The 11,764-nt window shown below is 62.9% G+C and carries 14 protein-coding genes and 1 other RNA gene; 5 read left to right on the top strand and 10 right to left on the bottom strand.

All coding sequences use genetic code 11. The features are described 5' to 3' along the window. The 7 genes from GPA21_RS07190 to GPA21_RS07160 form a co-directional block, all read right to left on the bottom strand. The coding region (locus GPA21_RS07190; protein ID WP_168987534.1) for a zinc-ribbon and DUF3426 domain-containing protein at positions 1–1,144 on the bottom strand (1,144 nt) is incomplete at its 3' end. Then, complete coding sequence (gene prmA / locus GPA21_RS07185; protein WP_168987533.1) at positions 1,138–2,049, bottom strand: 50S ribosomal protein L11 methyltransferase; 912 nt, start codon at positions 2,047–2,049, stop codon at positions 1,138–1,140. The genes prmA and GPA21_RS07190, both read right to left, overlap by 7 nt. Before the next feature lie 2 nt (positions 2,050–2,051). Continuing rightward, the gene (gene accC, locus GPA21_RS07180; protein WP_168987532.1) at positions 2,052–3,413 is read right to left on the bottom strand and encodes an acetyl-CoA carboxylase biotin carboxylase subunit; all 1,362 of its coding nucleotides are present in this window, start codon (positions 3,411–3,413) and stop codon (positions 2,052–2,054) included. A 7-nt stretch (positions 3,414–3,420) separates the two neighbouring features. Next, positions 3,421–3,873 carry an acetyl-CoA carboxylase biotin carboxyl carrier protein gene (gene accB / locus GPA21_RS07175; RefSeq protein ID WP_168987531.1) on the bottom strand — a complete coding sequence of 151 codons (453 nt, stop codon included), beginning with the start codon at positions 3,871–3,873 and terminating at the stop codon, positions 3,421–3,423. A gap of 52 nt (positions 3,874–3,925) precedes the next feature. Then, positions 3,926–4,420, bottom strand: coding sequence for a type II 3-dehydroquinate dehydratase (gene aroQ / locus GPA21_RS07170; RefSeq protein ID WP_168987530.1), 495 nt, complete (start codon positions 4,418–4,420; stop codon positions 3,926–3,928). Between the two features lie 62 nt (positions 4,421–4,482). Further along, on the bottom strand, positions 4,483–5,031 hold the full coding sequence (locus tag GPA21_RS07165) for a TlpA family protein disulfide reductase (protein ID WP_168987529.1): 549 nt from the start codon (positions 5,029–5,031) through the stop codon (positions 4,483–4,485). A gap of 6 nt (positions 5,032–5,037) precedes the next feature. Further along, entirely contained in the window at positions 5,038–5,640 is a 603-nt protein-coding gene (locus tag GPA21_RS07160; RefSeq protein WP_168987528.1) for a hypothetical protein, read from the bottom strand. Positions 5,641–5,700: 60 nt separating this feature from the next. Between GPA21_RS07160 and mpl the strand changes: the two genes are divergently transcribed. After that, on the top strand, positions 5,701–7,038 hold the full coding sequence (gene mpl / locus GPA21_RS07155) for a UDP-N-acetylmuramate:L-alanyl-gamma-D-glutamyl-meso-diaminopimelate ligase (protein ID WP_168987527.1): 1,338 nt from the start codon (positions 5,701–5,703) through the stop codon (positions 7,036–7,038). A 126-nt stretch (positions 7,039–7,164) separates the two neighbouring features. Here mpl and GPA21_RS07150 read toward each other — a convergent pair whose 3' ends face one another. The 3 genes from GPA21_RS07150 to GPA21_RS07140 all read right to left on the bottom strand — a co-directional run bounded on the left by GPA21_RS07150 (position 7,165) and on the right by GPA21_RS07140 (position 8,963). Then, the gene (locus GPA21_RS07150) at positions 7,165–7,803 is read right to left on the bottom strand and encodes a BON domain-containing protein (protein ID WP_168987526.1); all 639 of its coding nucleotides are present in this window, start codon (positions 7,801–7,803) and stop codon (positions 7,165–7,167) included. Next, entirely contained in the window at positions 7,800–8,393 is a 594-nt protein-coding gene (locus tag GPA21_RS07145; RefSeq protein WP_168987525.1) for a phosphoheptose isomerase, read from the bottom strand. The genes GPA21_RS07150 and GPA21_RS07145 overlap by 4 nt, the downstream gene beginning before the upstream one ends. A gap of 153 nt (positions 8,394–8,546) precedes the next feature. After that, positions 8,547–8,963, bottom strand: a complete 417-nt coding sequence (locus tag GPA21_RS07140) for a YraN family protein (protein ID WP_168987524.1) — start codon at positions 8,961–8,963, stop codon at positions 8,547–8,549. Between GPA21_RS07140 and rsmI the strand changes: the two genes are divergently transcribed. The 4 genes from rsmI to rnpB all read left to right on the top strand — a co-directional run bounded on the left by rsmI (position 8,962) and on the right by rnpB (position 11,757). Next, on the top strand, positions 8,962–9,819 hold the full coding sequence (gene rsmI / locus GPA21_RS07135) for a 16S rRNA (cytidine(1402)-2'-O)-methyltransferase (protein ID WP_168987523.1): 858 nt from the start codon (positions 8,962–8,964) through the stop codon (positions 9,817–9,819). The two genes, GPA21_RS07140 and rsmI, sit on opposite strands and share 2 nt — an antisense overlap. Before the next feature lie 54 nt (positions 9,820–9,873). Beyond that, positions 9,874–10,923: a dihydroorotase gene (pyrC, locus tag GPA21_RS07130; RefSeq protein ID WP_168987522.1), complete on the top strand. Its 1,050-nt coding sequence runs from the start codon at positions 9,874–9,876 to the stop codon at positions 10,921–10,923. Further along, positions 10,920–11,339: a hypothetical protein gene (locus tag GPA21_RS07125; protein ID WP_168987521.1), complete on the top strand. Its 420-nt coding sequence runs from the start codon at positions 10,920–10,922 to the stop codon at positions 11,337–11,339. The genes pyrC and GPA21_RS07125 overlap by 4 nt, the downstream gene beginning before the upstream one ends. 41 nt (positions 11,340–11,380) lie before the next feature. Further along, positions 11,381–11,757, top strand: an RNA gene (rnpB, locus tag GPA21_RS07120) — RNase P RNA component class A. The last annotated feature ends 7 nt before the right edge of the window (positions 11,758–11,764 follow it).

The raw sequence follows: 11,764 nt of genomic DNA, 5'->3' as shown, positions 1-11,764 counted from the left end.
GGAGGTAGCTTGCCTCGTTGCGCAGGCGGGCGTGGAGAACGAAACTCGTCGGCGCGTCCGGGTCTGACTCGAGGTTGGAGGCCGTCACGTTGATCGCCTGCACGTTACGTGGCAAAGGCATGTCGCAGGCAAGTCGGTTGCAGAGATCGACAAATATCGGGCGCAGCTGTGGCCAGTCCCGTGCGAGTTCGACCCTGAACACGTAGGCCGACTGCACCGCAAGCGAGCCCAGCAATACTCCGACCATCAGCGCCCACAGCCAGACCCTGCCACGTGACTCTCCCCTCGTGTAGTGCGTGAAGTCGGGGTTGTACTCGATGCCGGTGCCGAGCATCGAGGTGGTGTTCGGGGTAAAGGCGGGTTCGCGGCGCTCGTCGGCAACGCGTCGCCACCGACGATCGTCCGGATCGATTGCGATCCCGGTGGCTGGGGGGCTGTCCGGTTCGGCGGAAGGGGTATGCGATGAGTCTTCGTCGGCTCGGTTGTCGCCGGGGAATACTTCACTGGGGGCAAATACGCCGGGCTGAATCGTCTCGGGTTCGGGCGGTTGAGCGACCAGGGTTGGCCACATCGCCTTCGACAACGGTGTCGGGGTGCCAATACCGGGGTTGCTCACGGGAGACCAGCGCAGCGCCCCGTGTGTGTCCGACCCGCGATCTGCAGGGACTGGTGAGACAGGGTGGGCACGTCGTTCGCCGGTGACGGTATCGTCGGGTGTGATGTCGGGTGGCTCGGTGAGCGCTTCGTGGAGATCGAGATCATCCCTGTAGTCCGGCTTTCGGACGTCTTTGCCAGGGCCGAGATCGATTTCGTTCGATGGCGAGAGTGCAAGCGCGAGCCGTTCATCGAGATCGCTGGAGGAGAGCTCGATTATTGGAGTTGCGTGTGCTTCGGTGTTGCGCGCTTCGTCTTCTGCCTTCTCTGCTGCCTCGCTCACCGCCTCTGTCGGGATCTGCGTCGGCACGTCGGTAGAGGATGGCTTTTCCTCGGAGGTCGTATCTGCAGGGGTTGAGTCGATCAGGTTCTCAAGTGCGTTGAATGGTGTGAAGCAGCTTCCGCAGCGAACCCGCCCCGCACGAGCACCAAGGTGTTCCGGTTTGGCGCGAAACGTTGTCTGGCAGGCGGGGCAGCGGACAATCAGCATGGTCGCGAAGGCCCGCCCGAAGAATGCTCCCCTTCGAGCCTAACCCATCCGTCCAGCACCGCCCCAATTCGCAGCGTGATGAACGGCGCATAGGTGTCGATGACTTGAGCAGCCTGGGTTTCGAGCACTCCGGAGAGAATGATCTTCCCGCCTCGCGCAACCCGTGCGCTGAGCGCTGGCGCCAGGATGCACAAGGGGTTCGTGAGGATATTGGCGACGACGATCTCGAAGGTGGCGTCCAGCGCAATGCTCGAGGATTGCAACTTCATCGCCACCTTGTTCTGCTCGATGTTGAAGACTGCTGCCTCGAGCGCCTTGTCGTCGATATCCACGCCGAGCACTCTGCCGGCGCCGAGTTTGGCGGCTGCGATGCCCAGGATGCCCGAGCCACAGCCGTAATCGAGTACCGACTGACCGGCCTGCACGTTGTCGCAGAGCCACTCCAGACACAGACGGGTCGTAGGGTGTGAACCGGTACCAAACGCCATTCCTGGGTCCAGCTGGATATTGATCGCATCCGGATCGGGTGATTCGTGCCAGGATGGAACAATCCACAGGCGGCCCGTGATCCGGATCGGATCGAACTGGCTCTGCGTAAGCTGGACCCAGTTCTGTTCAGCCACAGCCTGGGTCGTAAACTGCGGCACCGCGCTGAAACCCGCCATCGCGGCCGCGGTCGCGAGTGTTTCGATCAGCTCCACAGATTCGTCGAACAGCGCGATGACCCGGCTGTGGGCCCACAGACCCACAGGGTCGTGCCCTGGCTCGCCGAACTGCGGCGTTTCGGCTTCGGTGCCGGCGTCCGCGTCCTCGATCGCGACCGACAGTGCGCCGCACTCCATCAGCGCGTCGGACAGGCGTTCTGCCCGATCCGCATCAGCCTGCAGGGTGACCGACGTCCACATAACTACTCCTGATGGACTGCGTGGTGCTCTGCAAGTCGGTGTTCGAGGTAGTGAATGCTGGTGCCGCCTTCCATGAAGCGACCATCGAGCATCAGTTCCTGGTGCAGGGCCACATTGGTCTTGATGCCTTCCACGGCCATTTCCGACAGGGCTATGTGCATCCGCCGGATTGCCTGCTCGCGGGTGTCGCCGTAGGCGATGAGCTTGCCGATCATGGAGTCGTAATAAGGCGGGACGGTGTACCCATTGTAGACATGGGAGTCGACCCGAACGCCGGGGCCGCCGGGGACGTGCCAGTTCGTGATTCGGCCGGGCGAGGGTGTGAACTTGAACGGGTCCTCGGCGTTGATGCGACATTCCACAGCGTGCCCACGAAACTCGATGTCACGCTGCGACAGCCACAGGGCCTCTCCGGCGGCGATGCGAATCTGGGCCTGAACGATGTCGACACCAGTGATGAGTTCCGTCACCGGGTGTTCCACCTGGACGCGGGTGTTCATCTCGATGAAGAAGAATTCGCCGTTCTCGTAGAGGAACTCGAAGGTGCCGGCGCCGCGGTAGCCGATGCGTTGGCAGGCCTCTGCGCAGCGCTGGCCGATGGCATCGATGGTCTTGCGGTCAAGGCCCGGGGCAGGCGCTTCCTCGATGACTTTCTGGTGCCGGCGTTGCATAGAGCAGTCGCGCTCGCCAAGATGAATCGCATTGCCATGTTCGTCGGCAAGCACCTGGATCTCGATGTGACGCGGATTCTCGAGATACTTCTCCATGTACAGCGTCGGGTTGCCAAAGGCGGCAAGCGCTTCGGACTGCGTCGTGGCGACCGCGTTGGACAATGCCGCCTCGGTGTGTACGACGCGCATCCCGCGTCCGCCGCCGCCGCCGGCCGCCTTGACGATGACCGGATAGCCGATCTCGCGCGCGAGCCGCACGATCTCTTTCGGGTCCTCGGGCAAGGCACCTTCAGATCCGGGCACGCATGGCACGCCGGCAGCTTTCATCGCATCCTTGGCGCTGACCTTGTCGCCCATCAGCCGAATCGTCTCCGGCCTGGGGCCGATGAAGACGAAGCCTGACTGCTCGACGCGTTCAGCGAAATCCGCGTTCTCCGAGAGAAAGCCATAGCCCGGATGAATGGCTTCTGCGTCGGTCACCTCTGCGGCGGCGATGAGAGCGGGCACGTTGAGATAGCTCTGGGCCGAGGCTGCTGGGCCGATGCAGACCGACTCGTCGGCGAGCTTGACGTACTTTGCTTCGGTGTCCGCGACCGAATGAACCGCGACCGTACGGATGCCGAGTTCGCGGCAGGCACGCAGCACGCGCAGCGCGATCTCGCCCCGGTTGGCAATGAGGATCTTGTCGAACATGGCGCGATCAGCCGATGACGAACAGCGGTTGACCATACTCGACCGGCTGGCCGTTCTCGACCAGCACGGCCTTGACTACGCCTTCCACATCCGACTCGATTTCGTTCATGAGTTTCATCGCTTCGATGATGCACAGGCGCTCGCCGACGGCGACCTTCTGTCCGACGTCGGCAAACGCCTTGGCTCCCGGTGACGCCGCACGGTAGAACGTGCCGACCATCGGTGAGCGTACGACATGGCCCTCGGGGACATCTTTGTCCGCGGGTGCTGCTGCGCCGGGGTTGTTCGCGGCGATGGCGATCGGCGCTGGCTGAGGCACGGGCGCCGGCGCGCTCATTATCGCGCCCGCGGCGGGAAATTTGGCGATACGAACCTTCTCCTCCCCCTCGGTGACTTCCAGCTCGGAAATACCGGACTCCTGGACGAGGTCGATCAGTTTCTTCAGCTTGCGCAAATCCATCTTGTTCTCCGGACAGGGCGGCGGTCGGGTGCAGCCCAAGTGGATAGTGGGGTCAGCCCATTTCCCGCAGTCGGGTCAGGGCGTATTCGAGCGCGGCCATGTAGCCGTATGCGCCCAGGCCGCAGATCACGCCCACGGCGCGATCCGAAAAATAGGAGTGATGCCGGAAGCCCTCCCGCGCGTGCACATTGGACAGATGCACCTCGATGAACGGGATCGCCACTGCAGCCAGCGCATCGCGCAAGGCGACGCTGGTGTGCGTGTATGCGGCCGGGTTGATGATGATGAAGTCGACGCCTTCCGCCGCCGCGGCCTGCACCCGGTCGATGAGTTGCCCCTCGTGATTGCTCTGGAAGGACTCCACTTGCACGCCATCGGCATGACCTCGTGCCTCCATCGCGGAATGGACGTCTGCGAGTGTGGTCCTGCCGTAAATCTCGGGCTCGCGCGTCCCCAGCAAATTGAGGTTCGGTCCGTGCAGAACCAAAATGCGAGCTGTGGGCAGAGGTGTCGAACTGCTGGACTTGTTGCTTTTTGAGCGCTTCATGGCTGCAAGTTTGACGCAATTGGCTGCAAATTGTCCAGTGTTGTGGTGTAAGCGGATTTGCTTCAGGAAGGAAGCAGCGAGCGGATTTTGCCCTCGAGTTGCTCTTCATTCAAGGTGCCGAGCGTGACACTGGCAATCTGCCCATTCATGTCGATGATGACCGTGAAAGGCAGGGCACGGGCAGTGTTGCCCACCTCGCTCGCCAGGCCAAGCGTCTGACTGGTGCCGATGAGCAACGGATAGGGCACATCAAAGCGCTCGTTGAATTCACGAACGTTGTCCGCGGTGTCTATGCTGATGCCGACGAATTGCACCGGGTTCTCGGCGTGACGTCGTGATACCGCGGAGAACTCCGGAATTTCCTTGATGCAAGGTGGGCACCAGGTCGCCCAGAAATTGACGACCAGTATCTGGCCGCGCCAGTCGGCGAGCGTGTGCAGCTGACCATCAACATCGGGCAGCGTGATTGCGAGCAGTGTTTCCGCGGCCTCTGGTGGAAGACCGGCCGCGGTGGGGGCGTCTCCGCGCAATGCCGTACTGGTGTAATAGCCTGCAAACGTGGCGGCGACGGCGGCGATCGCGATCAGAAGATACGAAAAACTTCGCTTCATGTGTACTTACTCGTTTGTTGTCTCGTTCTCACGCAGCAGGGCCTTGACGGTCGCCACGCGGGCGCGATCGCATCCCTTGCGAGCGATGCGCTCTGCGCGCCCTTCGTAAATGGACAGTCGTATTGGCACATCATTCCAGTCGAAGCACAAGATCGCCTCGGGTGCATGGGGTGCCGGGCGTCGTGGTTCGCGGTGTTCATAGGCCATATCGCGATTGAGGAAAAAGATCTCGACTTCCTTCGTGCTCTCGGGATAAAGCTCGATGTCCACCTCGGAGTATCGCCCGGCGGTGCCGTCGAGCGCGCCGCCGGTGAGGTAGGGGCGAAAGGGTTCGAGCATGGTCATGACCTCGATGGCGACGGTGCGCATCTCTCGCAGTCGTTCTGCCTGCTCTTCGTCCTGGTAGAGTGACTGCCAGGTTCGCAGTTCCGCCTCGATCTCCGCATTGTTGGGCAAAGCCTCGGACAGGCTCACGCCGAGTTGGCGTGCGGCCTTGCGTTTGGCGAACCCGAAATCGGCAATACCGTCCTCCGCAATCATGCGGGCGGCGAGGGCGGCGATCTCGCGCCGGAGGGTTCCGGCTCTGGCAGCGTTGGCTCGGGAAGTCATGTGCTCGGGCCGATGTAGAATGCCGCCCATTGTACACGGCGCGTTACACGCGGAGGTTTGATGCACATCCATATTCTCGGCGTCTGCGGCACCTTCATGGGCGGCATTGCGCTGATCGCGCGAGCGGCCGGACACCGGGTAACCGGCTGTGATGCCAACGTCTATCCTCCGATGAGCACTCAGCTTGAGGCCGAGGGCATTGGGCTCATCGACGGCTACGACGCTTCGCAAGTAGATCTTGCCCCCGACCTGTTCGTCGTCGGGAATGCGATCTCGCGCGGCAATCCGCTGCTCGAGGAGATTCTCGACCGTGGCTTGCCCTATGTTTCCGGACCTCAGTGGCTATCGGAGCAGGTGCTTGGGTCGCGCTGGGTGCTGGCAGTGGCGGGCACCCACGGCAAGACTACGACCACCTCGATGCTGGCGTGGATTCTCGAGTACGCCGGCCTCAAGCCGGGTTTTCTCGTCGGCGGCGTTCCCGCCAACTTCGGGCTGTCGGCGCGACTCACCGATTCGCCCTTCTTCGTCATCGAAGCCGACGAGTACGACACCGCCTTCTGCGACAAGCGCTCCAAGTTCGTCCACTATCGTCCCCGCACACTGATTCTCAACAATCTCGAGTTCGATCACGCGGATATCTTCGCCGACCTCGCAGCAATCGAGACACAGTTCCACCATCTGGTGCGTACCGTACCGCGCAGCGGCCGAATCGTCGCGAACCGGCGTGCCGATGCGATTGGACGCGTGCTCGAGCTCGGATGCTGGTCCGAGTTGGAGTGGTTCGATGATCCGGATGGCTGGTCTCTCGCTGGAGACCGCAGTCGTGCGCTGTGTCGGCTTGCCGGTGAGGTGCTTGGCGAGTTTGCCTTGGTGCTGCCAGGTGAACACAACTGTCTCAATGCCCTGGCTGCGATTGCAGCCGCACGCCATGCAGGAGTGCCACCCCTGCTTGCGCTCGAGGCGCTGGCTGCGTTCCGCGGCGTGAAGCGACGCATGGAAGTGCGTGGCGTGGTGCGCGGGGTGACGGTCTACGACGATTTCGCCCACCATCCGACCGCCTTCGCACTGACCATCGAAGGGTTGCGTCGCAGCGCGCCCGAGGGGCGCATCATCGTAGTGCTCGAACCTCGCTCGAACACCATGAAACTTGGCGTGATGCGCGACCGTCTTGCCGAAAGTCTCGCCGGCGCCGATCGTGTGATCTGCTTTGCGGACAAGCTGGGGTGGAGCGCCGAACAGGCGCTGTCGTCACTGGGCGCGCGGGCGTCGGTATTCGACACCCTCGAGCCGTTGGTGCGGACGGTTGTCGCGGAGGCGCAAGCGGGCGACCACGTGCTGGTGATGAGCAATGGCGGGTTTGGCGGCGTCCACCAGAAGCTGCTCGACGCGCTTGGGTGATCTGCCCGCACCAACGCGTGGAATCGTGCTGTGCGGGAAGAAACGCCGGGCAGCCCGGGCCAGTCAAAGCGCAGGCGTGCCTGTGAGGGCGCCCGAGCTGTACCGATTGGCCCGAGCTTCTCCCGGCTACTGGTTCGTCAGGCGGTCCAGTCGCGCCGCCTCGTCGTCGCTGACGAACTCGAACACCCGCACGACCTTCTGCACGCCCTGAGTGGTGCGCGCCACCTCGGTAGCCGCATCGGCCTCGCGGCGGGTCACGATGCCCATCAGGAAGACAGTGCCGGCTTCGGTGACGACTTTCACCTGATGGGCGCGGAATGACTGATCGTCGACGAACCTGGCCTTGACCCGAGAGGTGATCAGTGCGTCGTTGCTCCGTGACGTGAGGGAACTGATACCGGCGATCTCGACTTCATTGACGATGCCGTTCACGTTGTCGATGCCGGATGCGATGCGACCGACCTCCGACCGCGTACGCTCGTCAGGAACCTGTCCGGTGAGCAATACGTTGCGGTTGTATGAAGTGACACTCACGTTGATGCCGCTGCCGAAGCGTTCGCGCAGAGCCGAGCGGGTCTTCCATTCGATTGCCTCGTCTTCCATGAAAGCGCCGGAAGTACGACGATCCGATATCATGGCAGCGCCGGCAACGGCTCCGCCGGCGACCACCGGAAAACACCCCTGAAGGGCGGGGAGTGTGGCCAGAGCAGCTGCACCGAGCAGCACGCGTCGACGGGTGAGCGAGGTGGTTTCTTGTTCAATCATTCTTCGACTCCTAGCAATGAACAGTCGATTCCGTCGCACAGGCAATGCAGTGCGAGCAGGTGTACTTCCTGGATGCGAGCCGTGCGGTCTGCCGGTACACACAGGTGAATGTCGCCGTCCGCGAGTTGCTCGCCAATCTTGCCACCACCCTTTCCGGTTAGCGCGACGACACGCATCTCGCGCTCATGAGCGACTTCGATTGCCGCCATGACGTTGGGCGAGTTGCCGCTGGTGGAGATCGCCAGCAGCACGTCGCCGGGCTGACCGAGCGCGGCCACCTGTTTCGAAAACACTTGGGCGAAATCGTAATCGTTGGCGATCGATGTGAGCGTCGAGGTGTCGGTGGTCAACGCAATTGCCGCCAGCGGTGGGCGTTCCATCTCGAAACGATTCAACAGTTCGGCCGCGAAGTGCTGCGCATCCGCTGCCGAGCCGCCGTTGCCGCAGGCCAGAATCTTGCCGTTGCCGAGCAGGCAGGCGGTCATGACTTCGATTGCACCGGCCAGCGGTGCCGCCATGAGTTCCAGCGCGTCCTGTTTCACGCGAATACTGTCTTCGAACTGTCGGCTGATGCGCTGAATGAGATCCATCGTCGAAAATCGTTAGTGGAAGTGGCTGCGAAGTCTAGCACGGGCCATATACCGTGGCCTCAGGCGGAATGTGGCCATCCGATGCCCCAAGTATGCCGGCATCGATTGTGCGAAAGGATCATTGCTTACATCAATTTACGTTCCAGAGCGATGTCAGCTGGCATCGAAGGCGCCTGGCAACCATTGCATCGCGTCATGCTGTGACCCGTCAATTGCGACCACGTCGAAGCGGCAGCTGCGCTGCGCGTGTTGACGGCCCGGCCCGGCCAGCCACCACTGCGCCGCGCGCACGATGCGCTGACGTTTGCTGATCGTGATGCTTTCCGCGGCGGTACCGAAACGTGCGCTGCCTCTCATCCTGACCTCGACAAAGATCAGCGTCTGCCCGGCGAGACAGATCAGGTCAATCTCCCCGGCCTTGCATCGGAACTGGCGCGCGAGGGTGCGACACCCCCTCGCTTGGAGAAAAGCTTCTGCGAGCGATTCAGCCGCGTTGCCTCGAACTTGCGCCGGAGTGTGCCGGCGAACGACAATCCCATCCTGTCCTTCAGTCTTGGCGGCCTTGCGCATGAGTATCGATCGATCCGTTCTGTCCAGTACGACGTCATTCTATGTGGTCGCCACGCCGCTGGGAAATCTGCGTGACATCGGCATGCGTGCGCTCGACATCCTGGCTGCGGTAGACGTCGTTGCGGCCGAGGACACCCGTCACAGCCAGCGCCTGCTTGACGCATACAACATCCGGACCAGACTCGTTGCTGTCCATGAGCACAATGAGCAGGCTGCAGCCGAGAGTGTGCTGCGCATGCTCGAGGACGGCCGGCATGTCGCGCTGATCACCGACGCCGGCACGCCGGGGATTTCCGACCCGGGGGCACGCATCGTTGCGCGGGTTCGCGCGGCCGGGCATCCGGTGGTGCCGGTACCGGGCCCTTGCGCGGCGATTGCGGCATTATCGGTTTCGGGTTTCGTCGAGCCCGGTTTTCACTTTGCGGGCTTTCTGCCGCCCAAGTCGGCTGCACGCCGGGTGGCGCTAGAAGCACTGGCCGCGCAAACGGTACCGCTGGTGTTCTACGAGTCTCCGCACCGGATCGACGCCAGCCTGGCGGACATCGCCGCGACGCTTGGAGGGGAGCGGGAAATCCTGATCGCCCGGGAGCTCACCAAGGTGTTCGAGCAGGTGGTGCGTCTGCCGCTGGCGCAAGCGTCGTCGTGGCTGGCCGAGGATGCCAACCGGGCGCGAGGCGAGTTCGTGCTGGTGGTGTCGCCGCCACCGCCCCGCGAGGGCTTGTCGCCTGCGAGCGAGAAGGTGCTTCAACTGCTTCTCGAAGAGCTCCCGCTCAAGTCGGCGGTGAAGCTTGCGGCCCGAATCACCGGCGATTCGAAGAATGCCCTGTATGCGCGGGCGCTTGAGCTGAACGGATGACCCCGATCATGCTCCCGTGCCTATAATTGCAAGATAAACGTCAGAGTGTCGCTCATGCAATCGATCACCCTCATCAAGCCGGACGACTGGCATCTTCATGTACGAGACCGCGAGGCGCTTGCCGCCGTCGTGCCGCACACGGCCGAGCGCTTCGGGCGCGCGATCATCATGCCCAACCTGCGGCCACCGGTGACGACCGCGGCACAGGCAGTGGCCTACCGCGAGCGCATTCTCGCAGCCGTGCCCTCCGGGCTGTCCTTTGATCCGTTGATGACGCTGTATCTGACCGACAACATGCCGCCAGAGGAGATTGATCGGGCGATCGACAGCGGTGTCGTACATGCGGCGAAACTCTATCCGGCCGGCGCGACGACGAATTCGGATGCAGGCGTGACCGCGATCGAGCGCATATATGGGGTGCTCGAGCGCATGCAGGCGCGAGGCCTGGTGCTTTGCGTCCATGGTGAGGTGACCCATGGCGACGTAGACGTCTTCGACCGCGAGCATGTCTTCATCGAACAGGTTCTGGCGCCGTTGGTACGGCGTTTTACGGATCTGCGCGTGGTCTTCGAGCACATCACCACGTCGGCTGCAGTCGACTTCGTTCGCGCCAGCGGGCCCAACGTGGCTGCGACGATCACCGCACATCATCTGCTGCTCAATCGCAACGCGATTTTCGCCGGCGGCATTCGACCGCATCACTACTGCCTGCCTGTCCTCAAGCGCGAATCCCATCGCAGGGCGCTGGTCAAGGCCGCCACCTCGGGGGATGCGAAGTTTTTCCTCGGCACCGACTCAGCGCCCCATTCGCGCGGCGCCAAGGAAGCCGCCTGCGGTTGCGCTGGCTGCTATACCGCGCACGCCGGTATCGAGCTCTACGCCGAAGTGTTCGAGGCCGCGGGGGCGCTCGACAAGCTGGAGGCCTTTGCCAGTCTGAATGGTCCGGCCTTCTACCGCCTGCCACCCAATCAGGAGCGGATTACGCTCGAGCGGCAGGCCTGGAACGTTCCGTGCGCCTACGATTATCTGGCGGACGATCCGCTGGTGCCTCTGCGCGCCGGCGAGCAGGTGGCCTGGCGTCTGCTTGCAAGGGCGGTCGCATGAAGAAGAGGCAGACAGCGCCACTGCTCGCGCTCGCTGTGACGGCGCTGCTGCTCGTCGGCTGCGAGAACAGCGCGACCGCCTATACCGTCGACACCAGCCAGCATGCACTTATCCTGGTCCGCGAGCAGCCGTATTTCTGGACGTCGGAGGTGGATCAGTACGTCATCGCTTCCAGACTGCCCAACTGCCAGCGAAAGGTTCGTATCCACCCGGATGGCAAGGTGTTGACCGAGATCGAGGTCTTCGACGCCGGCTATCGAATGTGGGCGTTGAGGCAGGGTGCCCGCTGGTATCTTGCGAGCACTGAGCAGTGCCTTGTGCAGGACTGGAACAACCCCACCGGCGAGCCACCGGGCGAACGGATCGGTGCCTTTCGCCTCCGCGATGGTGAACCGGTATTCGAGCGTACGCCCTGATATCGGGAGTCCGACCCGCTTGTCGCGTATAATGTGAGCTGGAAGTTCGCCAGGCAATCGCTGCGCACCTCGTCGTGCGTGGAGGAAAGTCCGGGCCCCGCAGAGCAGGATGCCGGCTAACGGCCGGGCGCCGTGAGGCGACGGAAAGTGCAACAGAGAGCAGACCGCCGACGATCAGCGATGATCGGGCAAGGGTGAAAGGGTGAGGTAAGAGCTCACCGCGGGACTGGTAACAGGACCGGCACGGCAAACCCCATCCGGGGCAAGGCCAAATAGGGGAGCATTGGCGTGGCTCGCGTCGCTCCCGGGTAGGCCGCTTGAGCGTCGTGGTGACATGACGCCCAGATGAATGATTGCCCCGCGTCGACGCGTCCGCGTCGGTGCGCGACAGAACCCGGCTTATCGGCGAACTTCCTCTTCCTCTC

The organism is Azoarcus taiwanensis (genome assembly GCF_012910885.1).
Classification (GTDB): domain Bacteria; phylum Pseudomonadota; class Gammaproteobacteria; order Burkholderiales; family Rhodocyclaceae; genus Azoarcus_F; species Azoarcus_F taiwanensis.
Note: the sequence above shows the minus strand (reverse complement) of the source record. Positions and strands in the feature narration are given on the sequence as shown.

Bases quoted from the DNA above. Each gene is read 5' to 3' on its own strand.
- prmA (WP_168987533.1), bottom strand. From the start codon at position 2,049: ATGTGGACGTCGGTCACCCTGCAGGCTGATGCGGATCGGGCAGAACGC.
- accC (WP_168987532.1), bottom strand. From the start codon at position 3,413: ATGTTCGACAAGATCCTCATTGCCAACCGGGGCGAGATCGCGCTGCGC.
- accB (WP_168987531.1), bottom strand. From the start codon at position 3,873: ATGGATTTGCGCAAGCTGAAGAAACTGATCGACCTCGTCCAGGAGTCC.
- aroQ (WP_168987530.1), bottom strand. From the start codon at position 4,420: ATGAAGCGCTCAAAAAGCAACAAGTCCAGCAGTTCGACACCTCTGCCC.
- GPA21_RS07165 (WP_168987529.1), bottom strand. From the start codon at position 5,031: ATGAAGCGAAGTTTTTCGTATCTTCTGATCGCGATCGCCGCCGTCGCC.
- GPA21_RS07160 (WP_168987528.1), bottom strand. From the start codon at position 5,640: ATGACTTCCCGAGCCAACGCTGCCAGAGCCGGAACCCTCCGGCGCGAG.
- mpl (WP_168987527.1), top strand. From the start codon at position 5,701: ATGCACATCCATATTCTCGGCGTCTGCGGCACCTTCATGGGCGGCATT.
- GPA21_RS07150 (WP_168987526.1), bottom strand. From the start codon at position 7,803: ATGATTGAACAAGAAACCACCTCGCTCACCCGTCGACGCGTGCTGCTC.
- GPA21_RS07145 (WP_168987525.1), bottom strand. From the start codon at position 8,393: ATGGATCTCATTCAGCGCATCAGCCGACAGTTCGAAGACAGTATTCGC.
- rsmI (WP_168987523.1), top strand. From the start codon at position 8,962: ATGAGTATCGATCGATCCGTTCTGTCCAGTACGACGTCATTCTATGTG.
- GPA21_RS07140 (WP_168987524.1), bottom strand. From the start codon at position 8,963: ATGCGCAAGGCCGCCAAGACTGAAGGACAGGATGGGATTGTCGTTCGC.
- pyrC (WP_168987522.1), top strand. From the start codon at position 9,874: ATGCAATCGATCACCCTCATCAAGCCGGACGACTGGCATCTTCATGTA.
- GPA21_RS07125 (WP_168987521.1), top strand. From the start codon at position 10,920: ATGAAGAAGAGGCAGACAGCGCCACTGCTCGCGCTCGCTGTGACGGCG.